This window comes from Actinosynnema sp. ALI-1.44 (assembly GCF_001984155.1).
Classification (GTDB): domain Bacteria; phylum Actinomycetota; class Actinomycetes; order Mycobacteriales; family Pseudonocardiaceae; genus Kibdelosporangium.
Window position 1 is genome coordinate 217,382 of record NZ_MTQO01000050.1, and the last position, 25,473, is coordinate 242,854.

Annotated in this window: 30 protein-coding genes and 2 tRNA genes; 19 read left to right on the forward strand and 13 right to left on the reverse strand. The window is 67.0% G+C overall.

Going from position 1 to position 25,473, the window contains the following annotated elements; all coding sequences use genetic code 11:
- Positions 1–52: 52 nt before the first annotated feature.
- The 6 genes from ALI144C_RS33435 to ALI144C_RS33460 all read left to right on the forward strand — a co-directional run bounded on the left by ALI144C_RS33435 (position 53) and on the right by ALI144C_RS33460 (position 5,934).
- Positions 53–937: a hypothetical protein gene (locus ALI144C_RS33435; RefSeq protein ID WP_076991198.1), complete on the forward strand. Its 885-nt coding sequence runs from the start codon at positions 53–55 to the stop codon at positions 935–937.
- A 132-nt stretch (positions 938–1,069) separates the two neighbouring features.
- Positions 1,070–1,867, forward strand: coding sequence for an ABC transporter ATP-binding protein (locus ALI144C_RS33440; protein ID WP_083753612.1), 798 nt, complete (start codon positions 1,070–1,072; stop codon positions 1,865–1,867).
- The gene (locus ALI144C_RS33445; protein ID WP_076991199.1) at positions 1,864–4,323 is read left to right on the forward strand and encodes an ABC transporter permease; all 2,460 of its coding nucleotides are present in this window, start codon (positions 1,864–1,866) and stop codon (positions 4,321–4,323) included. The genes ALI144C_RS33440 and ALI144C_RS33445 overlap by 4 nt, the downstream gene beginning before the upstream one ends.
- Before the next feature lie 72 nt (positions 4,324–4,395).
- The gene (locus tag ALI144C_RS33450; RefSeq protein ID WP_076991200.1) at positions 4,396–4,827 is read left to right on the forward strand and encodes an SRPBCC domain-containing protein; all 432 of its coding nucleotides are present in this window, start codon (positions 4,396–4,398) and stop codon (positions 4,825–4,827) included.
- A complete protein-coding gene (locus ALI144C_RS33455) occupies positions 4,817–5,185 on the forward strand; it encodes an ArsR/SmtB family transcription factor (RefSeq protein WP_076991201.1) in 369 nt (122 codons plus the stop codon). Before ALI144C_RS33450 ends, ALI144C_RS33455 begins: the two co-directional genes overlap by 11 nt.
- Positions 5,182–5,934 carry a DUF899 family protein gene (locus ALI144C_RS33460; protein ID WP_076991202.1) on the forward strand — a complete coding sequence of 251 codons (753 nt, stop codon included), beginning with the start codon at positions 5,182–5,184 and terminating at the stop codon, positions 5,932–5,934. The genes ALI144C_RS33455 and ALI144C_RS33460 overlap by 4 nt, the downstream gene beginning before the upstream one ends.
- On the opposite strand, the gene ALI144C_RS33465 is transcribed toward ALI144C_RS33460, so the two are convergent.
- Positions 5,924–6,529, reverse strand: coding sequence for a TetR/AcrR family transcriptional regulator (locus tag ALI144C_RS33465; protein ID WP_076991203.1), 606 nt, complete (start codon positions 6,527–6,529; stop codon positions 5,924–5,926). The two genes, ALI144C_RS33460 and ALI144C_RS33465, sit on opposite strands and share 11 nt — an antisense overlap.
- A gap of 76 nt (positions 6,530–6,605) precedes the next feature.
- Between ALI144C_RS33465 and ALI144C_RS33470 the strand changes: the two genes are divergently transcribed.
- A complete protein-coding gene (locus ALI144C_RS33470; protein ID WP_076991204.1) occupies positions 6,606–8,102 on the forward strand; it encodes a carboxylesterase/lipase family protein in 1,497 nt (498 codons plus the stop codon).
- Here ALI144C_RS33470 and ALI144C_RS33475 read toward each other — a convergent pair.
- Together ALI144C_RS33475 and ALI144C_RS33480 are read right to left on the reverse strand one after the other, a co-directional pair.
- Complete coding sequence (locus ALI144C_RS33475) at positions 8,087–8,764, reverse strand: SDR family NAD(P)-dependent oxidoreductase (RefSeq protein WP_076991205.1); 678 nt, start codon at positions 8,762–8,764, stop codon at positions 8,087–8,089. The genes ALI144C_RS33470 and ALI144C_RS33475 overlap by 16 nt on opposite strands.
- Positions 8,761–9,180 carry a VOC family protein gene (locus ALI144C_RS33480; RefSeq protein WP_076991206.1) on the reverse strand — a complete coding sequence of 140 codons (420 nt, stop codon included), beginning with the start codon at positions 9,178–9,180 and terminating at the stop codon, positions 8,761–8,763. Before ALI144C_RS33480 ends, ALI144C_RS33475 begins: the two co-directional genes overlap by 4 nt.
- Positions 9,181–9,364: 184 nt before the next feature.
- Between ALI144C_RS33480 and ALI144C_RS33485 the strand changes: the two genes are divergently transcribed.
- Positions 9,365–10,018: a GntR family transcriptional regulator gene (locus ALI144C_RS33485; RefSeq protein ID WP_076991207.1), complete on the forward strand. Its 654-nt coding sequence runs from the start codon at positions 9,365–9,367 to the stop codon at positions 10,016–10,018.
- On the opposite strand, the gene ALI144C_RS55840 is transcribed toward ALI144C_RS33485, so the two are convergent.
- Positions 10,008–10,151, reverse strand: coding sequence for an MFS transporter small subunit (locus tag ALI144C_RS55840; protein ID WP_168211408.1), 144 nt, complete (start codon positions 10,149–10,151; stop codon positions 10,008–10,010). The genes ALI144C_RS33485 and ALI144C_RS55840 overlap by 11 nt on opposite strands.
- The gene (locus ALI144C_RS33490) at positions 10,148–11,527 is read right to left on the reverse strand and encodes an OFA family MFS transporter (RefSeq protein WP_076991208.1); all 1,380 of its coding nucleotides are present in this window, start codon (positions 11,525–11,527) and stop codon (positions 10,148–10,150) included. The genes ALI144C_RS55840 and ALI144C_RS33490 overlap by 4 nt, the downstream gene beginning before the upstream one ends.
- A 73-nt stretch (positions 11,528–11,600) precedes the next feature.
- Here ALI144C_RS33490 and fdhD point away from each other — a divergent pair, with 73 nt between their 5' ends.
- Both fdhD and ALI144C_RS33500 read left to right on the forward strand, forming a co-directional pair.
- Entirely contained in the window at positions 11,601–12,434 is an 834-nt protein-coding gene (fdhD, locus tag ALI144C_RS33495) for a formate dehydrogenase accessory sulfurtransferase FdhD (protein ID WP_076991209.1), read from the forward strand.
- Positions 12,435–12,595: 161 nt separating this feature from the next.
- Entirely contained in the window at positions 12,596–13,477 is an 882-nt protein-coding gene (locus ALI144C_RS33500) for an alpha/beta hydrolase (protein WP_083753614.1), read from the forward strand.
- 68 nt (positions 13,478–13,545) lie between these two features.
- Here ALI144C_RS33500 and clpX read toward each other — a convergent pair whose 3' ends face one another.
- The 4 genes from clpX to tig form a co-directional block, all read right to left on the reverse strand.
- Positions 13,546–14,835: an ATP-dependent Clp protease ATP-binding subunit ClpX gene (gene clpX / locus ALI144C_RS33505; protein WP_076991210.1), complete on the reverse strand. Its 1,290-nt coding sequence runs from the start codon at positions 14,833–14,835 to the stop codon at positions 13,546–13,548.
- 286 nt (positions 14,836–15,121) lie between these two features.
- Positions 15,122–15,751, reverse strand: a complete 630-nt coding sequence (locus ALI144C_RS33510; RefSeq protein ID WP_076991211.1) for an ATP-dependent Clp protease proteolytic subunit — start codon at positions 15,749–15,751, stop codon at positions 15,122–15,124.
- A gap of 30 nt (positions 15,752–15,781) precedes the next feature.
- A complete protein-coding gene (locus ALI144C_RS33515; RefSeq protein ID WP_269086715.1) occupies positions 15,782–16,384 on the reverse strand; it encodes an ATP-dependent Clp protease proteolytic subunit in 603 nt (200 codons plus the stop codon).
- A 109-nt stretch (positions 16,385–16,493) separates the two neighbouring features.
- Positions 16,494–17,873 (reverse strand): trigger factor, encoded by a 1,380-nt coding sequence (tig, locus tag ALI144C_RS33520; protein WP_076991213.1) that lies wholly within the window; start codon positions 17,871–17,873, stop codon positions 16,494–16,496.
- A gap of 122 nt (positions 17,874–17,995) precedes the next feature.
- Between tig and ALI144C_RS33525 the strand changes: the two genes are divergently transcribed.
- The gene (locus tag ALI144C_RS33525; RefSeq protein WP_076991214.1) at positions 17,996–18,484 is read left to right on the forward strand and encodes an ATP-binding protein; all 489 of its coding nucleotides are present in this window, start codon (positions 17,996–17,998) and stop codon (positions 18,482–18,484) included.
- Positions 18,485–18,660: 176 nt separating this feature from the next.
- Positions 18,661–19,353: a DUF5710 domain-containing protein gene (locus ALI144C_RS33530; protein WP_202819123.1), complete on the forward strand. Its 693-nt coding sequence runs from the start codon at positions 18,661–18,663 to the stop codon at positions 19,351–19,353.
- A gap of 192 nt (positions 19,354–19,545) precedes the next feature.
- Here the strand turns inward: ALI144C_RS33530 and ALI144C_RS33535 are convergent.
- Positions 19,546–19,619, reverse strand: a tRNA-Pro gene (locus ALI144C_RS33535).
- Positions 19,620–19,709: 90 nt separating this feature from the next.
- Here ALI144C_RS33535 and ALI144C_RS33540 point away from each other — a divergent pair.
- Positions 19,710–19,783: transfer RNA gene (locus ALI144C_RS33540), tRNA-Gly, on the forward strand.
- A 281-nt stretch (positions 19,784–20,064) separates the two neighbouring features.
- Here ALI144C_RS33540 and ALI144C_RS33545 read toward each other — a convergent pair.
- The 3 genes from ALI144C_RS33545 to ALI144C_RS33555 are packed head-to-tail and all read right to left on the reverse strand — an operon-like array spanning position 20,065 to position 20,818.
- Entirely contained in the window at positions 20,065–20,376 is a 312-nt protein-coding gene (locus tag ALI144C_RS33545; protein ID WP_083753615.1) for a helix-turn-helix domain-containing protein, read from the reverse strand.
- On the reverse strand, positions 20,373–20,597 hold the full coding sequence (locus tag ALI144C_RS33550; RefSeq protein WP_143231022.1) for a hypothetical protein: 225 nt from the start codon (positions 20,595–20,597) through the stop codon (positions 20,373–20,375). Before ALI144C_RS33550 ends, ALI144C_RS33545 begins: the two co-directional genes overlap by 4 nt.
- The gene (locus ALI144C_RS33555) at positions 20,597–20,818 is read right to left on the reverse strand and encodes a hypothetical protein (protein ID WP_076991218.1); all 222 of its coding nucleotides are present in this window, start codon (positions 20,816–20,818) and stop codon (positions 20,597–20,599) included. Before ALI144C_RS33555 ends, ALI144C_RS33550 begins: the two co-directional genes overlap by 1 nt.
- A gap of 258 nt (positions 20,819–21,076) precedes the next feature.
- Between ALI144C_RS33555 and ALI144C_RS33560 the strand changes: the two genes are divergently transcribed.
- The 6 genes from ALI144C_RS33560 to ALI144C_RS33585 all read left to right on the forward strand — a co-directional run bounded on the left by ALI144C_RS33560 (position 21,077) and on the right by ALI144C_RS33585 (position 25,464).
- Positions 21,077–22,285: a helix-turn-helix domain-containing protein gene (locus ALI144C_RS33560; RefSeq protein ID WP_076991523.1), complete on the forward strand. Its 1,209-nt coding sequence runs from the start codon at positions 21,077–21,079 to the stop codon at positions 22,283–22,285.
- A 103-nt stretch (positions 22,286–22,388) separates the two neighbouring features.
- Positions 22,389–22,625: a DUF1152 domain-containing protein gene (locus ALI144C_RS59205; protein ID WP_076991219.1), complete on the forward strand. Its 237-nt coding sequence runs from the start codon at positions 22,389–22,391 to the stop codon at positions 22,623–22,625.
- A 108-nt stretch (positions 22,626–22,733) separates the two neighbouring features.
- Positions 22,734–23,117: a hypothetical protein gene (locus ALI144C_RS33570; protein ID WP_083753616.1), complete on the forward strand. Its 384-nt coding sequence runs from the start codon at positions 22,734–22,736 to the stop codon at positions 23,115–23,117.
- A 72-nt stretch (positions 23,118–23,189) separates the two neighbouring features.
- Positions 23,190–23,753 (forward strand): NUDIX domain-containing protein, encoded by a 564-nt coding sequence (locus ALI144C_RS33575; RefSeq protein WP_202819124.1) that lies wholly within the window; start codon positions 23,190–23,192, stop codon positions 23,751–23,753.
- Positions 23,754–23,797: 44 nt separating this feature from the next.
- A complete protein-coding gene (locus tag ALI144C_RS33580; protein WP_076991220.1) occupies positions 23,798–24,565 on the forward strand; it encodes an AAC(3) family N-acetyltransferase in 768 nt (255 codons plus the stop codon).
- Positions 24,562–25,464 carry a cyclase family protein gene (locus ALI144C_RS33585; protein WP_076991221.1) on the forward strand — a complete coding sequence of 301 codons (903 nt, stop codon included), beginning with the start codon at positions 24,562–24,564 and terminating at the stop codon, positions 25,462–25,464. The genes ALI144C_RS33580 and ALI144C_RS33585 overlap by 4 nt, the downstream gene beginning before the upstream one ends.
- Positions 25,465–25,473: the final 9 nt, after the last annotated feature.

Below are 25,473 nucleotides of genomic sequence, written 5' to 3' on the forward strand. Positions count from 1 at the left end.
CCACGGGGCCTGCCGGGCACCCCTGTTCTCCGCGAGCACGCGCGAGGGAGAAATGCCCGAGGACCCACGACACGGCACGGATGCACCACGCTCGTTCCTCAAGCGCTACCGCGCCAAGGTCGCCATGCTCAGCGTCGGCGCCGCGGTGATCGCGGGGATCGTGACGTTCAACGAGGTCCGGGGCACGGCCGAGCCGAGAACAGTCGACGTTACCGCTGCGGCGCCACCGGTTCAAGTAGATCTCACCCGTCCGTTCACCGGCACCCCGGCCGCGCACTGGCAGGACGGCGAAGCCGGTGTGGTCGCCCCGGTCGCGAGCGCCGTCGGCCCGTTCACCACGCAGCAGGTCGCGGACGCCTACGCCAAGGTGCGCCAGGCCGTGATCACGTCACGGCTCGACCGGGCGGTGCTCGAACAGCACGACGTCGAGCGGTACCTCAAGCTGCTGGCCAGGGACTCGCAGAAGAACATGCGACCGGTGTTCGGCACCGACCCCAACGAAGCGCACGCGTACGCCACCAGACTGGCCACCGGGCAGAAGCTGCTGCCCGCCGAACCCAAGGTGCGCGGCCGGATGTGGGCCGAGCAGGGCACCCGGCAGGGCGAACTCGTGGTGCACACGAACTTCGTGTTCGCGTACGCGTTCGACACCCCCGAGCCGGACAAGGTCAGAGACGTGATGGACATCGTCGCCGTCGACCGCTGGGACGTCGACTACTCGGTGCTGACCGGCAAGTACGCCGCCAGCAGCCTGGGCATCTGGCCGGTGCGCTCACAGGGCTTCACGTACTCCATGGGGTGCGAGGCGCTGCGCGCCGGATACCTCGCCCCCGCCGTCAGCGAGCAGCGCTCGGACCCGGACGGCGGCCGCGGCAAGGACCGCACCACCTACTTCGACCCCGGTAGCGACCTGCCCGCCCAAAGCACCTGCGGCTAGTTGTGCAACCAATGTGGCCTTTGTTGCGTTTTTGGCTACGAAGGCCACATTGGTTGCACAGTCAACTCCGGGGTTGACGGCAGGGTGACGCGTCAGCCCTGGGGCTGAGCCGCGAGATCTGGCCTGGGGCAGATGTGCCGGGCGGCCGGTTCCGGGACCGTCTACGGGGTGCGAACATCCACCAACAGCCCGGCTGTCCACGGCCGCGATCTGTCCAAAGTGTACGGCTCGGGGTCGTCGGGTGACGTGCGCGTCGTCGCGCTCGACGACGTGACAGTCACCTTCCCGCGCGAGCGGTTCACGGCCATCATGGGCCCGTCCGGGTCCGGCAAGTCCACGCTGCTGCACTGCCTCGCGGGTCTGGACCAACCGACCAGCGGCCAGGTCTTCATCGGCGACACGGAGACGTCGTCGCTGTCCGACGCGCAGCTGACCGCGTTGCGGCGTGACCGCGTCGGCTTCGTGTTCCAGGCGTTCAACCTGCTGCCGACGCTGACCGCGTGGGAGAACATCGTGCTCCCGCTCGACCTGGCCGGGCGGCGGCCGGACCAGGCCTTCGCCGACGCGGTCATCGACGGCGTCGGCCTGCGGCACCGGCTCGGGCACAAGCCGAACCAGCTATCCGGCGGGCAGCAGCAACGAGTCGCGTGCGCCCGCGCGCTGATCACCAAGCCGGAGGTGGTGTTCGCCGACGAGCCGACCGGTGCGCTGGACTCCAAGTCCTCCGCGGACGTCCTCGGGTTCCTGCGGCGCAGCGTGGACCACCTCGGCCAGACCGTCGTGATGGTGACGCACGAGCCGTCGGCTGCCGCGTACGCCGACCAAGTGCTGTTCCTCGCCGACGGCCGGGTGGTCGGCGAACTGGCTGCCCCCACCGCCGAGCGCGTCCTCGACCGGATGAAGGACCTCGAGACGGCAGTGGCCCGATGAAGCGCGCGATGCTGCGCGATCTGCTCGCGCACAAGGGAAGGGTCGCGATGACCCTCGTCGCCATCACCCTGGGGGTGGCGTTCGTCGTGGCGACGTGGGTCGTCTCGGACTCGGCCGCCGCGACCTCGCGGGGCGAGGGCGTTCGCGGGGACGTGGGCGTGTCGGTGCGGATTGCCGACGGCGCCCCTGAGCTCACTGTGGCCGACAAGGACCGGTTGGCGGCTATTGCCGGTGTGGCAAGCGCTTCCGGGTCGGTGACCGGGTACGCCGGTGTGGTCGGCGCGAACGGCAAGCTCGTCCGGGCACGCCCGGACAAGGCCGGTACTGGCTGGGACTCTTCGGAACGGTTCGTCCTCAAGGACGGCAGGGCACCGGGCAAGGACGAGGTCGCCCTCGCCGAGCCCCAAGCGAGGGAAGCCGGTCGCAAGGTCGGCGACCGGACGCGGATCCTGCTGGCCGACGGGCGTTCGGTCGACATGGTGGTCGCCGGGCTGTTCACGTACAGGTCGCTGGGCGAACCGGACCCCGTGGTCGCGTTCGGCGATCCCGGTGTGCTGGGCGACAGCTACGCGCGGGTCGAACTGACCGCGCGGCCCGGCGCGAACGTCGACACGATCGCGTCCACCGCGCGGGGCCTGTTCGATCACGCCACCCGCACGGTCGACACCGGCGCGGACCTCGCGGCGCAGGCGCGGGCCAGGGCGGACGAGTCGGCCCGGTCGAGCCGGGAGGGCCTGCTCGGCTTCGCGGCGGTGTCCCTGCTGGCAGGCATGTTCGTCATCGCCAACACGTTCGCGATGCTGGTGACGCAACGGACGCGGCAGTTGGCGCTGCTGCGTGCGATCGGGGCGACTCGCCGCCAAGTGCGCCGTGCCGTGCTGGTCGAGGCGGGCGCGCTCGGCTTCGTCGGCTCGACGCTGGGTGCCATCGTGGGCATCGGACTGGGCCTGCTCGGGTTGGTCGTGAACGCTCCCGAGGGCACGTCCATCTCGCTCACGATCACGCCCACCGGGATTTTGATCGGCTACGCGGCCGGTGTGCTGGTCACGATGATCTCGGCGTACGCGTCGGCGCGGCGGGCCGCGGCGGTGCCCCCGGTCGCCGCGCTGCGGGCGGACGGTTCCTTTGCCCCACGGTCGTTGCGGGTGCGTTCGGTGGCCGGGCTGGTCACTGCCGCGGCGGGTGTCGTCGCGATCGCGCTGACGTTGCGCAACGACTTGTCGACCACCGAGCGGATCGTGAACATGGGCGGCGGGATCGCGATCTGGCTCGGGGTTCTGCTGCTCGCCCCGGCATTGGCCGACGCGGTGCTCCGGCCGGTCGGGCGGCTGCTGAGCCGCCGGGGCGGCCCGGCGGCGCGGCTGGGCATCCGCAACTCCGTGCGCGACTCACGGCGGACCGCTGCCACGACGTCGTCGTTGGTGGTCGGGTTGGCGCTGGTGTGCGCGTTCGCCACGCTCGGTTCGTCGATCACGTCGATGCTCGCTTCCTCGATCAGGGCGACGGTTCCCGCCGCGGCGACGGTGGTGACTGCTCCGGTGGACCGGGTCGCGCTCGGCACGGACGTGCTGGGCAAGGTGAAGTCGGTGCCAGGCGTGGACGTCGTGTCCGCTGACCGCTACGCCTTCGTCAAGGTCACGCACAACGGCTCGACCAGCCCGACCACGATGTCCGCCATCGAACCCGACGGTGTCGTGCGGCCGGAAATCCTTGAGGGCACGGGAGATGTGCGTCGTGGCGCGGTCGTCGGCGAGAACGAGGCGGCGATGATCGGCGCGCGGGTGGGCGACGAGGTGACGCTCGTGCTCGACCCAGCCACGTCGATCACCACCACAATCGTGGGGCTGCACAAGGGGATGGAAGGCAGGCCACTGTTCTATGTGGACGTGGCGACGGTACCGGCTAAGTTCAGGGACGGCGCCGTCACCACGGTGTACGCCACCGGTGCCGACCCCGCGGCGGTACGGGCGGGGATCGCGGCGGCGTTCCAGGACCGGCCGGACGTGGTCGTCACCGATCGCGAAGGCGTGATCGCGGAAGCCACGGAGAGCTTCGAACTGCTGATGGCGCTGATGTACGCGTTGTTCGGCGCGGCCATCGTGATCGCGGCCTTCGGTGTGGTCAACACGCTTGCCCTGTCGGTGATGGAGCGGACGAGGGAGATCGGTGTCCTGCGCGCGGTCGGGGCGGGCAGGACGCTGGTGCGCCGGGCGATCCGCGCCGAGAGTGTCGTGATCTGCTCCTACGGCGGTGTCCTCGGCATCCTCGTCGGCGTGGGCTTCGGGGCCGTCATGCAGCACGCCATGATGGGCCAGTCGTTGTGGGAGTTCTCCGTGCCCTACGGCATCATCGCCGCCGCGCTGGCGGGAATGGTCGTGGTCGGCGTGCTCGCCGCGCTGTGGCCCGCGAGACGGGCGGCTCGCACGGATGTCCTCGCCGCCATCACCACGGCCTGACGCCCCTTTGACGGCGGTGGGCAGCTCGTGCCATAGTGTGGCAACCAACTGGTTGCCACACTGGAGGATCTCATGGCATTCCCCGACCGCATCGAACGCACTGTCGACATCGCGCACACCCCGGACAAGGTGTGGGCGGCGCTCACCACCGCCGAGGGCCTCGGCACGTGGTTCGGCAACACGGCCACCATCGACCTGCGCCCCGGCGGCACGGGCCAGCTGAAATGGGACGAAGGGTTCACACAGAACCTCCGGATCGAGCGGGTGGAGGAGCCGACGGTGTTCGGCTTCACCTGGCAGATCTACGGCCTGCCCGACAACGACCCCCGCCGCACGTACGTCGAGTTCACCCTGGAGCCGGACGGCACGGGGACCCGGCTGACCGTGGTCGAGACCGGGTTCGCCCAGCTTCCCGACGGCGCCTACGCCGAGGCGTACGACGGGAACACCAGGGGGTGGGCGAGCGAACTGGGCGAGCTGATCGACTACCTCAATGCCGCCTGACATCGAAGCGATCGCCGAACAGGTCTTCGTCGCCCTCGCCGACCCGAGCCGCCGCGCCGTCCTGGCCGCGCTGGCGGCCGGGGGACCCGCCACGGTCACCGAACTGGCCGACCGCCTGCCGATCACCCGGCAGGCGATCAGCAAACACCTCACCCTGCTCGCCGACGCCGGACTGGTCACCGCCCAGCCAGGCGAACGCCGCCGGGTGCGCTACCGGCTCCAGTCCGCGCCCATGCAGGTGGCGCAGCAGTTCCTCGCCGCACTCGCCCGCGACTGGGACAACCCGCTCGGCGCGCTCAAGGAACATCTCGATCGCGCCGTTGATGCAAGTGAGGGCTACCGAGAGGAGCAGTCGTGACCAACGAACCTGCGGACCTCGACACCACCGACGAAGCACTGCCCCTGGTCGTGGACCGGGAGACGTTCCAGGCCGAACTGGACAAGCTCCGGGTCCGGGAGAAGGCGCACACCAGGGAAGGCGACGCCATCGCGGCGGCAAGGCGGCGGCTGCCCATGGTGGAGGTGCCCGGCCACCTCGAGCTGACCGGGCCCGACGGCCCGGTCACCCTGCTCGAAGCGTTCGAAGGCCGCCAGCAGCTGATCGTCTACTACTTCATGTGGCACCACGGCCACACCGCTCCCGACCAGTGTGAGGGATGCACGTGGTGCACGACCCAGGTCGCGGAGCTGTCCTACCTGCATTCCCGTGACATCACCTACGCGGTCGTCTGCCAGGGCCCGTACGACGAAGGTGTCCGCTACCGCGAGTTCATGGGCTGGGAGATGCCTTGGTACTCGGCGGAGGAGTCGCTCGACGCGCTCCTCATCGGGCGCCAGGTCGGTCTGATGCACCTGGTGTGTTACGTGCGTGACGGCGACCGCGTCTACGAGACCTACTGGACGAACTACCGCGGCGTCGAGGTCATGGACTACAGCTACGCCTTGATGGATCTGACGGTGTTCGGACGGCAGGAGCCGTGGGAGGACTCGCCGTCCGGCTGGCCCCAGCCGTGGACGGGCAACGCCGAACGCATCCGGACCGACGGCCGCCCGATCGCCCAGTGGTCACGGCTCCACGCCGGGAGATCCGACGACCTCACGTCCTGAAGATCCGGTCGAGGTGGGTTTCGAGCACCTCCAACGCCATGTCCGGCGTGTGGTGACCGATCAGCGCGTGGGTGCTCAAGCCTTCGATCAGACTGAGCAGGAGCCGCGCCTCGGGCTCCGGGTCGACGTCCACGCCCGCGTCCCTGGCTTGGGTGAGCAGCAGCACCAGGAGCGTGTGGAGTTCGGTGTAGCCGGTGCTGAGCCGGGCGGCGAACTCGCTGTCGACCAGCGCTCGGGCCGTGAAGGCCGTGCCTACGCGTAGAGCGTTTCTGTGCAGGTCGTCGATGGGCAGCAGCTCGGTGGCGATGGCACGGATCACCGCTTCGGGCGACGTGTCGCCGGTGTCGGCGAGGCGCTGGCTGACGAACGCGGCGCCGAGTTCGTTCACGCGTCGGAACGCGGCCTGGAGCATCTGGTCCTTGGTGCGGAAGTAGTGCTGGACCCGGCCGAGTGAGACCCCCGCCCTCGAAGCGACGTCCCGCAGGCTGATGCCGTCGAGCCCCTGTTCGCCGATCAGGGCGACGACCGCGTCGACGATCTCGAGCTGCCGCTCGTCGTGGGCGGCTCCGACACCGCGGGTCCGCTGCGTGGACACCTTCCCAATATAGCCGTATTGCCCTGCGCCGAGCATTTCGATACGGTTGACTTGTTTTGAGGGAAGGGGTCCCATCATGCGATGGAGGACGAGACTCACTGTCGTGGCGGCCGTACTGGCCACGATGGTCGTCATTCCAGCGGCGTCCACCGCGAACGTGGTCCGGGTGGAGAACGGCGTGCTTCGAGGGGTGGAAGCAGCGGATTACCGCCTGTTCCAAGCAATTCCGTATGCCGCGGCGCCTGTGGGCGAGCTGCGGTGGCGGTCGCCGCAACCACCCGGCGACTGGAGCGGCGTCCGTGACGCCACCAGACCGGGCGCACGCTGCGCACAACTGGCGTCACAGCAAGGAAACCAAGGCAGCACGGCCGAGGACTGCTTGTTCCTCAACGTGACCGTCCCGCGTGGCGGCACGTCCGGCAAACCCGTGTTCGTCTGGCTGCACGGCGGCGGGTTCACCGAGGAAGCGGGCAGCGACTACGACGCACGGCGGCTGGCGGTCAGCGGCGATGTCGTGGTGGTGACCGTGAACTACCGGCTGGGCATCTTCGGCCTGCTCGCCTACCCCGGCCTTGCCGGGTCCGGCGGATTCGCGTTGGCTGACCAGCAGGCGGCGCTGCGGTGGGTGCGGCGCAACATCGCCCGGTTCGGCGGCGATCCCGGCAACGTCACACTGGCCGGGGAATCCGCCGGAGGCAAGAGTGTCTGCGGGCACCTCTCGTCACCGACGGCGGCGGGCCTGTTCGAACGTGTGATCCTGATGAGCGCGCCCTGCACCGGCACCGTGCCCGCCGGGGCGATGTTCCCCGGCCTGCCGTCGTTCCCGCAGTGGATGCCGACGGCAGAACGCGAGCCCGACGGAAAACGAGTGGCGAACGAACTGGGCTGCGTCGACATCACCTGCCTGCGGCGCCTGTCCACGCGGGAACTGCTGACCAAGCACCACGAGTTCATCTCGCCGACATTCGGCAACGCCGTGCTGCCGCGCGACCCGGCTGCCTCGATCGCGACCGGGCAGGTCCACAAGGTGCCCGTCTTGTCGGGGATCACCAAGGACGAGATGAGCTACACCGCAACGGTTTTCTACGACCTCGCAGGAAAACCGATCACGTCGGCGCAGTACGAATCGCTGGTGGGCACGGCGTTCGGCGACACCAAAACCCTTGTCGCGCAGCGGTATCCGTTGACCCGGTTCGCCTCGCCGAGCCAAGCGTGGGCAGCCATCACCACGGACGTGGTTTTCGCCTGCCCCACAGCGAGACGAAACCGGGACCTCGGCGCGTGGTCGTACGAGTTCGCCGAGCCCAGCCCGCCGGTCCCCGGGTTGACGTTCCCGCCGGGCGCACCGCACGCGTCCGACCTGCCGTACCTGTTCCCCGGCTACGAACAACCGCGAAACACCTTGTCACAGCGCATGATCGAGTACTGGGCGAGGTTCGCCCACACCGGTTCCGTCCCGTGGCCGCGCTACCCCACGACTGCTTCGTTGACCAGCGGGCACCCGGCGCGGGTCGACCTCGCCGCGACACATCAGTGCGAATTCTGGGACACGGTCGGTCAGGTCCGCAGGTAGGAGGCGCCGTTGAGGTCCACAACCGTGCCGGACGCCCACTCGGCAGCGGGCGAGGCCAGGTAGACGACCGCGGCCGCGATCTCCTCCGGCCGCCCGACCCGGCCGAACGGGCTCTGCCGCCGCACGTCGTCGGTCATCATGTCGGCGACGCGATCCGTCGCGACAAAGCCGGGAGCCACCGACGTCACCGCGATCCCGTGCGGCGCAAGGGAGACCGCCAGTGACTGGCCGAGCGAGTGCAGCGCCGCCTTGCTCGCGCCATAGGCGGGCATACCCGGCTCGCCACGGAACGCGCCACGGGAGCCGACGTTGACGATCCGGCCGCTGATCCCCCGGTCGATCATGTGCTTGGCGACGCAGTAGGACATGTTGGCCGCGCCGAACACGTTGACCGCGAACGTCCGCTGCCAGATCGACTGCCAGTCCGCGTACGACAGCTCCGGCAACGAGCCGAGCTCGACCAGACCGGCGTTGTTGACCAGGACGTCGATGCGACCAAGGGTGTCCACCGCGTGGGCAACGGCGCGTTCAACGGCGGCCGGGTCGGCGAGGTCCGCGTCCGCCGAGGACAGCGCGACCACGGAATCGCCCTGCTCGCGGAACGCGTCGGCGATGGCGGCGCCGATTCCGCGAGCGCCGCCCGTGACCAGGACGCCCCTCACTTCGCGAACACCTGCGACTCGTCCTTGAACGCCTTGAACTCCAGCGCGTTGCCCGCCGGGTCGCGGAAGAACATGGTCCACTGCTCACCCGGCTCGCCTTCGAACCGCAGGTACGGTTCGATCACGAACTCGGTCCCGGCCGCGCGCAGCCGGTCGGCCAGGACGTGGAACTCGGGGATGGGCAGGAGCAGCCCGAAGTGCGGGACGGGCACGTCGTGGCCGTCGACCGGGTTGCGGCCGGAGTCGGCGCGCGGGCCGGGCACGACGTGGGTCACGACCTGATGGCCGTAGAAGTTCCAGTCCACCCAGGCGTCGGCCGAGCGGCCCTCGTCGAGCTTCAGCACTCCGCCGTAGAACTCACGGGCCTTGACCAGGTCGTCGACGGGGATGGCGAGGTGAAATCCAGGTCGGTTCATGACTGTTCCGCCTCCCCGACACTTTGACGCTTGGTCACCTTGGGTGAGCACCGCTCAGTTTCAGTGCGTACCGGTGGCTGATTTGCGCCACGGTCCCCTGAGGTGCGGTTGAGTGCCACACGGCCTGCGTTGGATGTCATGGTTCCACCTTGACCCGCGGACGTCCTAATGTCAACATTCAGACATGTTGCGACCAGCAGGCAGGCGTGGCCTGGCGGAGGAGGCGGCCGACCGGATCAGGGACGCGATCTTCGGCGGTGACTTCCCACCCGGGTCGGCGTTGCGCGAGGTCGACCTGGCCGCCCAGCTCGACGTCAGCCGCGGTTCGGTGCGCGAAGGACTGGCGATCCTGGAACGCGAGGGCCTGGTGCAGAGCGAATGGCACCGCGGCACGAAGGTGATCGACCTGACCGCGCGGGACGCCGAGGAGGTCTACTCGGTCCGGGCCGCACTGGAAGGGCTCGCCGGGCGCGCCGCCATCGGCCGCGTCGACCTCACGGCCCTCACCAGGCTGGTCGACACCATGGCGGGCGGGCTGGCTGACGGCGTGCCGAGCGAAAACCTGCTGGCACTGGACATCGAGTTCCACGACACGATCTACCAGGCCACCGCCAACCGGCGGCTGATCGAGGCCTGGTACGCCGTGCGGTCACAGGTCTACCTGTTCCAGCTGACCCGCATCCGCTTGGGACACAACGAATACCGTGCTGTCGTCGTGGACGAGCACCGGCAGATGGTGAAGCTGCTCGAGCGCGGCGAAGCGCACGCGGTCACCCGTTTCGCCGAGGAACACGTGCATTCGGCCTTGCGGGCGCTCACCGAGCAGCTCAGCCCTTGAACAGCTGCGTGACCTTCAGCACCAGCTCGTACACGCCGTAGGCGAACGGCAGCCCCACCCACAACCAGGCGATCGTGATCAGCGGCCTGCGGTCGGCCGGTGCCTGGTCGGTCTCGGGCGTTGGGCCAGTCATCGCGCCACCTCCGCTGCGGTCTTCTCGTGGAACTTGGCGTTGACCGGCCTGACCAGTTCGTTGGCGACGAACCCGATGACGAGCAGCCCGATCATGATGTAGATCGACGTGGTGTACAGCGCCGGGCCGCTCTTGCCCGCCGACTTCTGCGCGTCCGCGATCGCGTTGACGATCAACGGGCCGAGCACGCCCGCCACCGACCACGCGGTCAGCAGGCGACCGTGGATCGCGCCGACCTGGTAGGTGCCGAAGAGGTCCTTCAGGTACGCCGGGATCGTGGCGAAACCCGCGCCGTAGAACGACAGGATCATCATCGCGCACAGGATGAACACGATCTTCGCGTCGTTGCCGACGAGCGCGATGATCAGGTACAGGATCGCGCCGAGTCCCAAGTAGAGCCGGTAGATGTTCTTGCGGCCGATCAGGTCCGACGTGGACGACCACACGATCCGGCCGAGCATGTTCGCCAGCGACAGCAACGCGACGAAGCCCGCGGCGGCGCTGGCCGTCACCGGGGTCGGCGTCTGCCGGAAGAAGTCGCCGATCATCGGCGCGGCCTTCTCCAGGATGCCGATGCCCGCCGTCACGTTGAAGCACAACACCACCCACAGACACCAGAACTGCGGTGTCCTGACGGCGTTCTTCGCCGAGACGTTGGCGGTCGTGATCAGGACGTGCGCCTTGTCGTTGGCGGGGTTGTACCCGGCCGGGCGCCAGCCGTCGGCGGGCACACGCACCAGCAGCACCCCCATGGTCATGAACACCGCGTACGCCAGGCCGTGCACGAGGAACGCCAGCGCGATCGCCCCGTCTTCGACTCCGGTCACCACACCGGTGCTGTTGTAGGTGACGCCGAACGCGTCGAGCATGGCGGTCGACCACGGCGTCGCGATCAACGCGCCCCCGCCGAACCCCATGATCGCGATGCCCGTCGCCATGCCGGGACGGTCGGGGAACCACTTGATCAGAGTCGACACCGGCGAGATGTAGCCAATGCCCAGGCCGATACCGCCCAGGCCGCCGTAGCCGAGCACCACCAGCCAGTACTGCTTGGTGAGCACACCGAGCGCGGCGACGAGGAAGCCGCCGCAGAAGCAGCAGAGCGACACGAACATCGCCCACCGTGGACCGTTGCGCTCCACCCGCGTACCGAACAGCGCCGCGGACAGGCCGAGCATCACGATGCCCAACTGGAACGGCAACGCGCTCTGCGCGCCGCTCAGTGAGAGATACTTCTCCAGCGGGGGCTTGAACACGCTCCAGGCGTACGCCTGCCCGATCGCCAGGTGAACCGACAGGGCGGCGGGCGGAACGAGCCAGCGACTCCAGCCCGCCGGCGCGATACTACGGGAGCGGTCCAGGAATCCGCGGGCCATCGTCGACCTCCCACGCTGCTTGTTGAGTAGGCAAACTAATGGTCTGGACGCATCGCTTCAAGGAGGAGTCCGCATGGGTCGGGTAACCATTCGCCGACCGGTCGTCAAGTTGTCGCCAAACGGTCGACGCCGTACGCCGGACGTGCTGGCCGCCGAGGAGCCGCTGGAGATCCGCGTCGGCGGCAAGGCGCTCGCGGTCACCATGCGCACCCCGGGACACGACGTCGAGCTCGCCCACGGATTCCTGCTCACCGAAGGAGTCATCGGTGACAAAGAGGACGTCTTGACGGCTCGCTACTGCGACAGCGTCGACGACAACGGCCGCAACACCTACAACGTGCTTGACCTGGCGCTCGCGCCAGGCGTGCCACCGCCCGCCACCGGCGTGGAGCGGAACTTCTACACCACGTCCTCGTGCGGGGTGTGCGGTAAGGCCGCACTGGACGCCGTACGGCTGAAAACCCGGCATTCCCCGGCTGGGGACACCACCACGTTCTCCCCCGCCGTGCTGACTGCCCTGCCGGACGCGCTGCGCCAGGCGCAGCGCGTGTTCGACTCCACCGGCGGACTGCACGCGGCCGGACTGTTCCGTGCGGACGGAACCATGCTCGTCGTGCGCGAGGACGTCGGCAGGCACAACGCGGTCGACAAGGTCATGGGCTGGGCCCTGCTCAACGACCACATCCCGCTGACCGGGACAGTCCTGATGGTGTCGGGCCGGGCGTCGTTCGAGCTCGTCCAGAAAGCAGCCATGGCCGGAGTACCCGTGCTCACGGCCGTGTCGGCGCCGTCGTCACTGGCTGTGGAACTGGCCGAGGAGAGCGGCATGACGCTGGCGGGCTTCGTACGCGGCGACTCGATGAATGTCTACACGGGTATCGAGCGACTCCCCGATGACCGTGAGTGACGGACCTAACTGCGCCGAACGGTAATGCCCCGACCCATTCCCCCGATGGTGGCTACGGAAAGCAACTTTCTCGCCCTCAAATACGTCTGAGTGGTAGAGCATGTGTACGGGCGGGGGAAGGACCAGGGGTGGCAGAGACCGAAGAGCCTGAGAAGCGGCGCATGAGCCGCAGGTCGGTGCTCGTCGCGGGCACGGCCGGGCTGGCCACCGCCGGCCTCGTGCTGAGCACCGCCACCGGCACGCTGCCGGTGGCCAACCTGCTCGGGGACGCACTGGGCACCTCGTCCGCGCCGGTCGGCCCGGACGAGGTCGTGATCAAACACGAGCGAGTCCACTCCCAGCGGCGCAAGCGCGACATCGACATGGTCACGCTACTGCCCGACCGGGCCCGTCACCAGAAGCTGCCGGTCTGCCTGCTGCTGCACGGCCTGCACGGCAACGCCCGCCGCGCCGCGCCCACCGGCATGGCCCGCAAGCTGATCGACCTGTCGGCCTCAGGAGCCATCCCGCCGTTCGCGATCGTGGCACTGGACGGCGGCGACAACTACTGGCACGAGAACCAGCGCGGCGACAACTCCATGGCCATGCTGCTCGACGAGGTGCCTCGCTGGATGCGTGAACGCGGTCTCGGCGGCGCCGACGGCACGCCGTTCGCGTGCGCGGGCATCTCCATGGGCGGCTTCGGCGCGTTGCTGTACGGGCGCCGCCGCAACGAACAGGGCAACCCGGCGAAGGCCATCGCGGCCATCTCCCCCGGGCTGTTGACGTCCTGGCGTGAGATGAGCACCCGCAAGGCGTTCAAGGACACCGCCGAGTGGGCGTCGCTCGACCCGCTGCGCAACGTGGACAAGATGGGCAGCGTCCCGGTCGGGATCTGGTGCGGCACCGAGGATCACTTCATCGAAGGCACCCGCAAGTTCATCAAGCTGGCCAAGCCGCAGATCGCGTACACCGGGCCGGGTGGGCACGGCGACCCGTTCTACCGCCGCATCGTCCCGGACGTCCTGGCCTTCCTGGGCAAACACGCCCCCCGAAACGCCTGAACGCCTCTGCCCTTTCCAGGGCGGAGGCGTCCAAGTGCTGATTTCGCGGAGGTTGGTCGTTCCGCCTTTCAGGCCGACTTCTCGCGGCGCTCCCGGCGGGTGGGCTGCCGGGCCACGATCGTCGGGTTCACGTTCTCCCTGACCGTTTGCTCGGTGATCACGACCTTGGCGACGTCCGTGCGGCTCGGGATGTCGTACATCACCGGCTGCAGGACTTCCTCCATGATCGCGCGCAGGCCACGGGCACCGGTGCCGCGCAGGATCGCCTGGTCGGCGATCGCCTCCAGCGCCGTGTCGGTGAACTCCAGCTCCACGCCGTCCATCTCGAAGAGCTTCTGGTACTGCTTCACCAGGGCGTTGCGCGGCTGGGTGAGGATGGTGACCAGTGAGCGCTTGTCGAGGTTCGTCACGCTGGCGACGATCGGCAGACGACCGATGAACTCGGGGATCAGGCCGAACTTGATCAGGTCCTCCGGCATGGTGTCGGAGAACACGTCGCTCTTGTCGATCTCCGCCGCGGTGCGGATCTCCGCGCCGAAGCCGAGGCCGCGCTTGCCGACCCGGTCCTGGATGATCTTCTCCAGCCCCGCGAACGCACCGGCCACGATGAACAGCACGTTCGTCGTGTCGATCTGGATGAACTCCTGGTGCGGGTGCTTGCGGCCGCCCTGCGGCGGAACGCTCGCGGTGGTGCCCTCGAGGATCTTGAGCAGCGCCTGCTGCACGCCCTCTCCGGAGACGTCCCTGGTGATCGAGGGGTTCTCGGACTTGCGGGCGATTTTGTCGACCTCGTCGATGTAGATGATGCCGGTCTCGGCGCGCTTGACGTCGTAGTCCGCTGCCTGGATCAGCTTCAGCAGGATGTTCTCGACGTCCTCGCCGACGTAACCCGCCTCGGTCAACGCCGTGGCGTCCGCGATCGCGAACGGGACGTTGAGCAGTTTGGCCAGCGTCTGGGCCAGGTATGTCTTGCCGCAGCCGGTTGGCCCGAGCATCAGGATGTTCGACTTCGCGAGCTCGACGGTCTCCTCGCGGGAGTCCCGCCCCTCACGGACCCGGTCGCCTGACTGAATGCGCTTGTAGTGGTTGTACACCGCTACGGCGAGGCTGCGTTTAGCGTCGTCCTGGCCGATCACGTACTGGTCGAGGAAGTCGTGGATCTCGGCGGGCTTGGGCAGCTCGTCGAGCTTGACGTCACCGGCCTCGGCCAGCTCTTCCTCGATGATCTCATTGCACAGGTCGATGCACTCGTCGCAGATGTACACGCCGGGGCCGGCGATGAGCTTCTTCACCTGCTTCTGGCTCTTTCCGCAGAAGGAGCACTTGAGCAGGTCTCCGCCGTCACCGATACGTGCCATGACCGCTGACCTTGTCCCCTCCGGCGTACCGGCTGGTACGCCTGGCTTTGTCTCGAGCGTTTCGCCCGCTCGGGTGTTCGATTTCAACACCAGTCGGGGTGACTCCCGCGGCGGCGGTTCTGCCCGCGCACCCCTCGACTGTACGTGCCAAGTGCCACAAAGCGGGAGAACCTGACCCGTCCGTTGCCGAATACCGGTGACAACCCTCGTCACCGACCGTATGCCATCACGGCCCCGCGTGTCGGACGAAACGCGAGATCGGCTGGGACGAGTCAGGTCCGACGGATCAATTCGCCGCGGAAAGCTTGCGGTACGGCAGAACCTCGTCGATGATCCCGTAGTTCTTCGCGTCCTCCGCCGTGAGGATCTTGTCGCGCTCGATGTCGGCCTTGATGTCGTCGGCCGACTTGCGGGTGTGGTGCGCCAGCGTGAGCTCCATCTGGCGACGCAGCCTGCCGATCTCGTTGGCCTGGATCTCCAGGTCGGAGACCTGCCCGTAGACGCCCTCGATCGACGGCTGGTGGATCAGGATCCGCGCGTTGGGCAGCGCCATCCGCTTGCCGGGGGTACCGGCGGCGAGCAGCACGGCCGCGGCCGACGCGGCCTGGCCGAGGCAGGTGGTGCGCACGTCGGGACGCACGTACTGCATCGTGTCGTAGATCGCCATGAGCGAGGTGAATGAACCGCCCGGCGAGTTGATGTACATCTCGATGTCCCGGTCGGGGTCGACCGACTCCAGGTACAGCAGCTGCGCCATCACGTCGTTGGCCGACGCGTCGTCGATCTGCACACCGAGGAAGATGATCCGCTCTTCGAAGAGCTTGTTGTACGGGTTGGACTCCTTGACCCCGTAGCTGGTGCGCTCCACGAAGGAAGGCAGCACATACCGGGACTGTGGGAGCTGGAAGTCACTCACTGCTACTCCTCGTTATCTTTCAGTCACCGGTCAGTTGCGCGCGGACGAGCCGCGGGTGGCAACCTGGTCGACGAAGCCGTACTCGCGGGCTTCCTCGGCGGTGAACCAGCGGTCACGGTCGGCGTCGGCGGTGATCTTCTCGATCGTCTGGCCGGTCTGCTCGGCCGTGATCTCCGCCATCTCGCGCTTCCACTTGCCGAACACCTCGGCGCGGATGGCGATGTCGGACGCGGTACCACCGACACCGGCCGACGGCTGGTGCATCATGATCCGCGCGTGGGGCAGCGCGTAACGCTTGCCCGGGGTGCCCGACGACAGCAGGAACTGGCCCATGGACGCGGCCAGGCCCATCGCCCACGTCTGCACGTCGGGCTCGATCAGCTGCATGGTGTCGTAGATCGCCATGCCCGCGGTGACCGAGCCACCCGGGGAGTTGATGTAGAAGACGATGTCGCGCTTGGGGTCCTCGGCCTCCAGCAGGAGCAGCTGCGCCGTGATCCGGTTGGCGATCTCGTCATCGACCTCGGAGCCGAGGAAGACGATCCGCTCGCGGAGCAGCCGCTCGTACACCGAGTCGTTCAAGGTCAGCCCCGCGGTGCCGGACCGCATCTGGGGCGCGTGGTGTTGCGTCACGTCTGCCTGCCTTCTCCTGAAAGAACTCGAGCTCATCTCTCGCAACCGACATTAACGAAGGCGGGCGGCGCCGACTTCCCGACACCGCCCACGTTCGCTCAGAGCGTCACTACTTGGCCTCGACCGGCTCCGCCTCGACGACCTCGGGTGCGTCCTCCTCGGCCGGGGAGGCCGGGCCGAACAGCGCGTCGAGGTCGATGGAGTTGCCGCTGGCGTCGGTCACCGTGGCCTGGCGCACGATGGAAGCCAGTGCCTTGCCGCGGCGCACGTCGGCGAAGATGGCGCCGAGCTGGCCGGACTGCTGGGCCCGCTGGACGTACTCGTCCGGGCTGACCCCGAAGCGCTGGGCCTGGTAGATGATCCGCTCGGTGAGCTCCTGGTCGGACACGGAGAGGTTCTCCGCGTCGGCGACCGAGTCGAGCACCAGCTGGGTCTTGACGGCCTTCTCGGACTCGCTGCGGACGTCGGCGTCGAACTCCTCGCGCGTCTGGCCCTGCGACTCGAGGTACTCGTTGAACTTGGCGTCGTCGTGGTCGAACGCGTGCACGGCGTCGTGCGCGCGCATCTCGACCTCGGCGCCGACCACGCTCTCCGGCAGCGGGACCTCGGTGGTCTCCAGCAGCGCCTCGAGGACCTTGTCGCGGGCCTGGACACCCTGCTGCATCTTCTTGGCCATCGAGACGCGCTCACGGAGGTTGTCACGCAGCTCGTCGATGGTGTCGAACTCGCTGGCCATCTGCGCGAACTCGTCGTCGGCGTCGGGCAGCTCGCGGACCTTGACCGACTGGACGGTGACGGAGATCTCGGCGTCCTTGCCGGCGAACTCGCCCGCGACCAGCTTGGAGACGAACGTCTTGGTCTCGCCGGCCTCGGAGCCGATGATGGCCTCGTCGATGCCTTCGATCAGCTCGCCGGAGCCGATCTGGTACGACAGGCCGGTGGTGGCGGCCTCCGTGACCTCCTGGCCGTCGACGGTGGCGGAGAGGTCGATGGAGACGAAGTCGCCGTCCTCGGCGGGGCGGTTGGCCCCGGTGAGGGTGCCGAACCGGGCGCGCAGCTCGTCGAGCTGGCGGTCGACCTCCTCGTCGTCGATCTCGATGTCGTCGACGCTGACGGAGAGCTCACCGAAAGCCGGGATGGTGATCTCCGGGCGGACGTCGACCTCGACGGTGAAGGCCAGGTGGTCGCCGTCCTCGATCTTGGTGACCTCGATGTCGGGGCGGCCGAGGGTGCGGACCTCCTCGGCGTTGACGGCTTCCATGTACTTGGCCGGGATGGCTTCGTTGACGACCTCGTCCAGCACGACACCGCGACCGAGGCGGTTCTCCAGCACCTTCGCGGGCGCCTTGCCCGGACGGAAACCAGGGATGCGCACCTGCTGGGCAAGCTTGCGGTATGCGCGGTCGAAGTTCGGCTTGAGCTCGTCGAACGGCACCTCGACGTTGATCCGGACCCTTGTCGGGCTCAGGTGCTCGACGGTGCTCTTCAACGTAAGACTCCTCGTGCGAAATGGCATGTGGGAACACCCGAGCCGAAAAAACAAGCCGGGAGTTACCAGAGAAGTCTAGGCGAGGTGTGCGGGTCGGACGGGCGGGGGTGGATACTGGCCGGATGCGGGTGGCGATCCTGATCGGCCTGCAAGCCTCGGGAAAGACGAGTTTCCACCGGGAACACCTGGCGGGAACCCACGATCACGTGAGCAAGGACAACTTCCCGAAAGCCCGCAACCGGCAGAAACGCCAACTGAGGCTGATCGACGAAGCCCTCACGGCAGGCAGAAGCGTGGCAGTGGACAACACCAACCCCTCACCGGCCGAATGGGCACCCCTCATCGCACTGGCCCACTCGTTCGGCGCCCCGGCCGTCGCCTACTGGTTCCCGGTGGACGTCGAAGCCTCCATCGCCCGCAACGCCGCACGGGCCGACCCGGTACCCGACGTCGGCCTGTTCACCACCCTGCGCCTGATCCGGCAGCCGACCTTGGCCGACGGCTTCGACGAGGTGTACTCGGTGACGATCAACGCCACGGGCGGCTTCGATGTGACTCAAGACACGCAAGCTCGTGAAGAGCGACCGGCTGGTGACACCACACAGACCTGACGTCCGGCCTTGTTCAGCGCCATGGGGTGAACGGTCCATTACGCAGTCCACTCGCTACGCGACTTCCCTGGTCGCAGATGTGGTCCGAGGCGAGCAGCCCGGTCAGTCGAGTTTCGCGACTGCCGAGGTGCACTCTGTGGCGCTGATTTCGATCCATACAGGCAGGGAGGCTCATGGTGAGCGAGCGAATCTGGCTCGACGTGCCGTTCGGGGAGAAGGAGGAAGCCAAGTCCGCGGGCGCCCGGTGGGACCCGTCGGCCAAGCGGTGGTACGCCCCGCACGCAGGCATGACGGCCCTGAACCGCTGGACGGCGCTGCCCGAGATACCCGCACTGCTGCCGGGCGAAGACCGGACTTTCGGGGCGGGGCTGCACGTCGACCTGGTTCCCAGTTCCTGCTGGTTCACCAATGTTCGTTACTGCATCGCCCCACGTGATTGGGAACGGCTGCGCCGCACGCTCACGAGCAGGGCGAACCACCGATGCGAAATCTGCGGGCGTGCGGAAGACCGCGAAGCCCAACGTTGGCTGGAAGCCCACGAACGCTGGTCCTACGACTCGGCCACGTGGACACAGAAGCTGGTCAGACTGATCTGCCTGTGCACGGACTGCCATCGCACGACGCACTTCGGCCTCGCGCAGATCAAAGGCCATGCCGATGCCGCGTTCAAGCATCTGTGCGCGGTCACAGGAATGACCGACTCCCAAGCGCGACAACACATCGACCGCGCCTTCGCGATCTGGCGGGACCGCTCAACGCAGAACTGGCACCTCGACCTGAGCATGATCACGAACGCGGGCATCACCCTCGCAACGCCTCCTGCCGCCAACCAGCGCCCTGGGATAGCAGAAACCCGCCTACGGCGATGAGCACCTCATCGAGCCCGGCACGCACAGTGATCTACCTCACATCAACACAGCGGGTCAAAAACTCCAAGCCTCGCAGGCGTGCCGGGCGGCACGCCTGAAACCGTCCAAGCGGAGTGTCACCGAGCACCTGACCAACCGCACACCTCGCCAGGACAACAAAATGGGGCACCACCAGCGGTGATGCCCCGACTGTCGGGATGACAGGATTTGAACCTGCGACCCTCCGCTCCCAAAGCGGATGCGCTACCAAGCTGCGCTACATCCCGGTACTTCACGACCCCTGATTGCCGGGCCCTGCGTACGTAGCTTAGCGGGACCCGCTACTCTTATTCCGCACCCACCCCCGGTGGGCGCACGCGGGTGTAGCTCAATGGCAGAGCCCCAGCCTTCCAAGCTGGTCATGCGGGTTCGATTCCCGTCACCCGCTCCACCTTCCTCCGAGCTGGTCAGGGCCCTACGGTCCCCCTCCTCCGAGGCTCTGCGAGCCCTTATTCGCCCTACATACTGGCCTGGCCGCGGTCGCCCACCTCTGGTCGATCCGCCCGCGATGTCCTGCACGCGCTCCTCATGAGCGTGAAGGTGGATCGGCACGGTCCGGCCATCAGCTCGCTGAGCGTCGCGCCCGTTCAGCGGCGACGGCACTGCCTCAAGTCGTGCAGATATAGCCCACGGGTGGCTGCCGTTCCGCCGGGCTTGGTTCCGAATGTCCACTCAGGAATCGTGAACCTGCGGTTCGACACCCTCCCCATCCTGCTTGTCGCGAGTCCGGCGAGGCTGCCACGCCTTGTCCACGGTCTCCCGGAGTACAGCCTGTTTCGAGTCAGGAACCTTGTACAGGTCGAGCATCATGCCCAGCTCGTCCGGCCAGGGCAGTTGTCCCTGTTCGATCCTGTGAATCTTGCTTGCCGATCCGCCAAGCTGTTCGCCGACCTTTTCCTGTGTCAGTCCGGAGTTCTCACGCAGTTGGCGGAGCTGCCTTGCCAACGCCAGGCCATCAGCAGTCGGCTTCCACGGTCCCCTCATGACAACCTCCGCAAGCTGTTCGTGAACGCGTCCAATGCCCTGAGCTCTGAGCCCAACTCGCCGTACAGCTCAGACAATTGCTCGATCACTGCCGCCCGGCAGCGCAGGTGCAGGGCCTCTTCCCAAGCGGCAGCAGCGTTGTTGTGGTCCGTGTTGGCGAGCACCGCGAACCGCGCCGCTTGACACCGCAACGACCGCACCACCTCTACGGGCGCTGTCATCACACCCGCTCCTGACATATCGCCGCAAGCTCCCGCGCGGCCTCAGCGAGATCCACCAAGAAGGCCGCGAACTCCGCGCGCTTCTCACGATCCGTCGGCGGCACGAGCGTGAGCGAGTAGGACGCGTCCGCCAAGAACAACCGGACCGGACCCCATTCGTCCTGCGGGTGCAGGATCACCCGCGTGTCAGACCCAACCTGCCACTCAGTTCCTGCAGTCATCTCAAGCCGCCTTCGTCTCGCCAGCGGACTGGTTGACCGAGCAGGCACCGCAGCTTGTGGCCAGACCGGTATGCGCACGGTCCTCTTGAGACTGATTGATACGAATCACGACGTAGACGCTCATCGCCGGGCCTCCCTTCATGCATTCGTCAGACACGAGTCACCCTGTACCGATCAGCATCGGCGCTAGGCTGAGGGAAGACGACGATATGAGCGAGACGCGCATGACATGCGCATAAGGAATCGGAGTTGGTCTTGGTGGAGGCGTTCGGGGAGGCGCTCAAAGCGCTCCGCACCCGTGCCCATATAAGCCAGAGCGAGCTCGCTCAAGCCGCTCTGTGGAGTCAGAGTCAGATCAGCCGGGCCGAGGGCGGGCAGTTCCTCCCCGATCTAGCCATGGTCGAGCGTATCGACGAGGTGCTCCAAGGCCAAGGCCGTCTCACCCAAGCCTTCCACGCCGCCCGCGAACCGCAGCCCAGCTCTCTAGTCGTCGCCAACGGCAGCGATCCGTGGGATGTCAGCGAGCTACTCCGCAGGATGCGCCGCACGGACGTCGGCAAGGAAACCGTCGAGCAGCTTGAGGTCGTGGTTGAGCAGCTTTGCTGCGAGTACGCCTGGCGGGATCCCGAGGAGTTGCGCAGCGACGCCAAGAGCTGGTTGCAGTACGTATCCCAGTTGCTCGAAGGCCCCGTGACACTGCGGGACCACCGCGATCTACTCGTGAGCGCCGGGTGGCTGACCCTCCTCATCGGATGCCTCGATTACGACCTTGGCCGCGTCCGCCAGGCCGAGCTGACCCGCGTTGCCGCCCAGAGTCTCGGCAAGGAAACCGGCCACGGCGAGATCGTTGCCTGGTCGTTCGAGCTCAGCGCCTGGTTTGCCCTCACCCAGGGTCGCCTCCGCTCAGTCGGCGAGTACGCCGAGGCAGGCACGAGGTCAGCGCCCAACGCATCGGTAGCCGTGCAGCTCGCAGCCCAGGCCGCCAAGGCTCAAGCCCGCATGAACAACAAACAGAGCGTTCAAAGCGCCCTGGACCACGGCTACCGCCTACTTGCCAAGCACGAGCACCCCACGCGACCGGAGAACCACTTCGTCATCGACCCGAACAAGTGGGACTTCTACGCGATGGACTGCTACTGGATGGTCGGCGACAACAAGCGAGCCGCGGAACACGCCCACGAGGTGATCCGCCTTTCTCAACGGCCAGACGGCACCGAGAAGAGCCCCATGCGCGCCAGCGAAGCGCGCTTCGTCCTCGCCGTCATAGCTGCCCGAACCGGCGACATCGACGCCGCTGCGGAGTGGACTAGGACTGCCCTGGCGATCAGCCGCAAGTCCATGGGCACACTCTCCATGGTCGTAGAGGACATTATCGGCGAGATTCACCATGCATATCCGAACGACCCCGGCGCCCGAGCCATCATCGACGAAGTCCGCACGACTCGAAAATCATTTCCCAACGCGTGAACACCAGGCCGCTTGCGCATGGCTGTACACCCAATCGCAAGGCTAACGTCACAGAGGTGACCTCCACGCTCTACGTCGCCGCAGGTGGCGGAGGGGCCCCGGAATGGACGGCGAACTCTCCGAACAACAGGTAGTCGAGCGATGCGATACCCTAACACCGCGAAGTATTGCCAGCGGCATCTTCGATTGGCATCCATCTGAGGCTACCGGGTTGCTAACAGCCGCAGCGCAGGGCTACAGGGGCCGAGTCGAAATCCGAGATGCAGGAAGCCTGCCTGAACACCACTCGGGGAACAGTCAGGACCCAGCGCCGCGTGTGTGGCACGGGTTCATCCGGTGAGCCGCCTGGTGGATGCGTTCCGATTGATGAGTTGGCCACCGTGACGGGTCGCGCTGACCGTGCCACAGCATCTCATGTGCAGGTCCTGGGACTGGCAGAATCGTCGGCATGGGGCAACACGATGGCGGGAAGCCGAACCCGATTTTCAGCATCGAGCAAATCATGGCGCCGCTGGAACGGAACATGGCGCAAGCTGGCGACTACAGTTTCGAAAGCATCCGACGGATGGGCAACGCCGTTCCCCTGTGGGTCCATAACAACGGCGACCGTCTGCTGGAGCTGTTTCTCGAACCGATCGGGCAGGACTACTGGCTGCGACCTGGCGAGTCCGTCGTGGTCACTTCGTACGGTCACTGGGATGACCATCCGTTCGAGACTGTCTATGAACCGGATCGAATCACTGTCTGGTGTACGTCCTGGTTCGCCACCGTCACCTACCCCAACGGCCAGGAGGTGCCTGAAGCCCACCAGCGGCCGGATGAGGTTCACTGACCTCCGACCGTTGTGCCCGTGATCGACGTGCCAACCGGGTCCACATCGGACGATCGCTGATCGATGGGCCCCGTGCACGTGCTGTTGGATGTTCGTATGGCTGATCTGTCGGCGGATGAAGTGTTGGACATCGTGGACGAGCACGATCAGGTGGTTGGGCAAGCGCCGCGCAAGGATGTGTACGCCCGTAAGTTGCGGCATCGCTGCGTGTTTGTGCTGGCAAGCGATGCGGGTGGGCGTGTCTTCGTGCATCGCCGCACTGCGCAGAAGCTTGTTTTTCCGTCGCTGTACGACATGTTCGTGGGCGGGGTGGTCGGGGCCGGTGAGTCCTACGACGAGGCCGCCTTGCGTGAGGCTGAGGAGGAACTGGGCGTGTCGGGGTTGGCTGCGCCTGTACCACTCTTCAAGTTTCTCTACGAGACGGCGGACCACTCATGGTGGTCCGCTGTCTATGAGGTGCGGTGCACGCTGGCTGTCGATCCGCAGGTCGAGGAAGTCGCCTGGCATGCTTTTCTCACCGTCGAGGAGTTGGAATCGCGGCTGCCCGAGTGGGCCTGGGTGCCGGACGGCTTGGAGGCGTACCGCCGTCTGCTGGCTTGGCGAGCCGTGCAGGCCGACCGGCGAACCACTTCCTAGCCGGTCACCAGAAGGTTGTTCGCGTGCGTGGTTCACTGGAATTCATGGTCGCGGAGCTTGGTGGGCAGTTGCGGGCGCTCGGTGTTCATGGTGGGGATGTCCTGGTTGTTCATTCGTCCTTTCGGGCCGTTGGGCCGGTTGAGGGTGGTCCGCTTGGTTTGATCGAGGCGTTGCGTGCTGCTGTTGGTGCTGACGGGACGTTGGTCATGCCGTCGATGACTGGGGGCGGCAGGCCTGAGCCGTACGACCCCGTGCGCACTCCGACCAGCGACATGGGCGTTCTTGCCGAGACTTTCTGGCGGTTGCCTGGGGTGCTTCGGGGTGATCATCCGTCGTCGACGTTCGCCGCTGTCGGCCGGTTCGCTGAGCGGATCGTCGCGCCGCAGCCGCTTTCGCCACCGCATGGTTTGGACAGTCCGATCGGTCGGGTCTACGAGCTCGGTGGATCTGTGCTGTTGCTGGGCGTCGGCCACGACGCGAACACCACCATGCACCTCGTTGAGGACCTGGCTGGGGTTCCTTACCGTGGGGAGCACTGGGCGTTGGTTTCCCATGGCGACGGGGTCCGCAAGGTCACCATCAGTGAGCCGGATCATTGCTGTCAGGGATTCGACGCCGCTGACGACTGGCTCGGCGACGCACAGCGTCTAGGGACGGTAGGGAACGCTCAGGCGCGGTTGTTCTCCGCTGCGGATCTGGTGCGGGTCGGTGTACCGAGGGTGACCGCGGATCCCACTGTTCTCCTTTGCCGCCAGGGCAGTGGGTGTATGGAGTGCGACGTGGCACACGCGAGCATCGTGTCCACGGGATGACAGTATCGCCTGGTGTCCAGTGGCGAGTGCAGTTCGACGCGGCCGTTACCTTCAGCAACGGCGGGGCTTTGCAGGCCCAGGAATTCCGGCTCGACATCCCCGGCGACGACATCGACGACGGTGAACTCGGCGAGTTGTTCGTACGGCACCTCGGGCTGTTGATGGTCGGCTCCGTCACCATCTCCAACAAGTCCCTCGTCCAGGAACCCCACAAGGGCTCGCGCGGCACCGAGACCACCGCCGCCACACAGCGCCTCATCGACCTCAGCCACGTCATCGAACACGACATGACCACTCACTCCGGGCTTCCCGGGCCGGAGATCAGCGACTGGTTGTCGTTCACCGACTCACAGGGCCACTATTCGCCCGGCACCGAGTTCCACCTCGGCAAGATCAGCATGGTCGGCAACACCGGCACCTATGTGGACAGTCCGGTGCACCGGTTCCGCGGCGGGCAGGACGTCTCACAGCTGGAACTCGGCCGCCTGGTCGATGTCGACGGCATCGTCGTCCGGGTCGGCGAGCGGGTGATCGACCGCAAGCTGTTGCTGGCCTATGAGGTCACGGGCAAGGCCGTTCTCTTCGACACCGGATGGGACAAGCACTGGGGCACCGCTGAGTACACCAGTGGTCTGCATCCGTTCCTCACTGAGGACGCCGCGCGGTGGCTCGTCGAACAACGATCCGCTGTCGTGGGCATCGACTCCATGAACATCGATGACACGACCGACGGCAAGCGACCCGCGCACACCGCTCTGCTGGGCGCGGGCATTCCTGTGGTCGAGCACTTGACCGGGCTCGATGCGTTGCCGCCACATGGTTTCCGATTCCACGCCGCTCCGCCAGCCGTCAAGGGGATGGGAACGTTCCCTGTTCGGGCTTACGCGCTTGTCGGCTGACTTTGCGCA

Bases quoted from the DNA above. Each gene is read 5' to 3' on its own strand.
- ALI144C_RS59205 (WP_076991219.1), top strand. From the start codon at position 22,389: ATGGACGGCGAACTCTCCGAACAACAGGTAGTCGAGCGATGCGATACC.
- ALI144C_RS33450 (WP_076991200.1), top strand. From the start codon at position 4,396: ATGGCATTCCCCGACCGCATCGAACGCACTGTCGACATCGCGCACACC.
- ALI144C_RS33550 (WP_143231022.1), bottom strand. From the start codon at position 20,597: ATGACAGCGCCCGTAGAGGTGGTGCGGTCGTTGCGGTGTCAAGCGGCG.
- fdhD (WP_076991209.1), top strand. From the start codon at position 11,601: ATGGGTCGGGTAACCATTCGCCGACCGGTCGTCAAGTTGTCGCCAAAC.
- ALI144C_RS33480 (WP_076991206.1), bottom strand. From the start codon at position 9,180: ATGAACCGACCTGGATTTCACCTCGCCATCCCCGTCGACGACCTGGTC.
- ALI144C_RS33570 (WP_083753616.1), top strand. From the start codon at position 22,734: ATGGGGCAACACGATGGCGGGAAGCCGAACCCGATTTTCAGCATCGAG.
- clpX (WP_076991210.1), bottom strand. From the start codon at position 14,835: ATGGCACGTATCGGTGACGGCGGAGACCTGCTCAAGTGCTCCTTCTGC.
- ALI144C_RS33555 (WP_076991218.1), bottom strand. From the start codon at position 20,818: ATGACTGCAGGAACTGAGTGGCAGGTTGGGTCTGACACGCGGGTGATC.
- ALI144C_RS33500 (WP_083753614.1), top strand. From the start codon at position 12,596: ATGAGCCGCAGGTCGGTGCTCGTCGCGGGCACGGCCGGGCTGGCCACC.
- ALI144C_RS33485 (WP_076991207.1), top strand. From the start codon at position 9,365: ATGTTGCGACCAGCAGGCAGGCGTGGCCTGGCGGAGGAGGCGGCCGAC.
- ALI144C_RS33440 (WP_083753612.1), top strand. From the start codon at position 1,070: ATGTGCCGGGCGGCCGGTTCCGGGACCGTCTACGGGGTGCGAACATCC.
- ALI144C_RS33525 (WP_076991214.1), top strand. From the start codon at position 17,996: ATGCGGGTGGCGATCCTGATCGGCCTGCAAGCCTCGGGAAAGACGAGT.
- ALI144C_RS33545 (WP_083753615.1), bottom strand. From the start codon at position 20,376: ATGAGGGGACCGTGGAAGCCGACTGCTGATGGCCTGGCGTTGGCAAGG.
- ALI144C_RS33455 (WP_076991201.1), top strand. From the start codon at position 4,817: ATGCCGCCTGACATCGAAGCGATCGCCGAACAGGTCTTCGTCGCCCTC.
- ALI144C_RS33470 (WP_076991204.1), top strand. From the start codon at position 6,606: ATGCGATGGAGGACGAGACTCACTGTCGTGGCGGCCGTACTGGCCACG.
- ALI144C_RS33490 (WP_076991208.1), bottom strand. From the start codon at position 11,527: ATGGCCCGCGGATTCCTGGACCGCTCCCGTAGTATCGCGCCGGCGGGC.
- ALI144C_RS55840 (WP_168211408.1), bottom strand. From the start codon at position 10,151: ATGACTGGCCCAACGCCCGAGACCGACCAGGCACCGGCCGACCGCAGG.
- ALI144C_RS33445 (WP_076991199.1), top strand. From the start codon at position 1,864: ATGAAGCGCGCGATGCTGCGCGATCTGCTCGCGCACAAGGGAAGGGTC.
- ALI144C_RS33585 (WP_076991221.1), top strand. From the start codon at position 24,562: ATGACAGTATCGCCTGGTGTCCAGTGGCGAGTGCAGTTCGACGCGGCC.
- ALI144C_RS33435 (WP_076991198.1), top strand. From the start codon at position 53: ATGCCCGAGGACCCACGACACGGCACGGATGCACCACGCTCGTTCCTC.
- ALI144C_RS33580 (WP_076991220.1), top strand. From the start codon at position 23,798: ATGGTCGCGGAGCTTGGTGGGCAGTTGCGGGCGCTCGGTGTTCATGGT.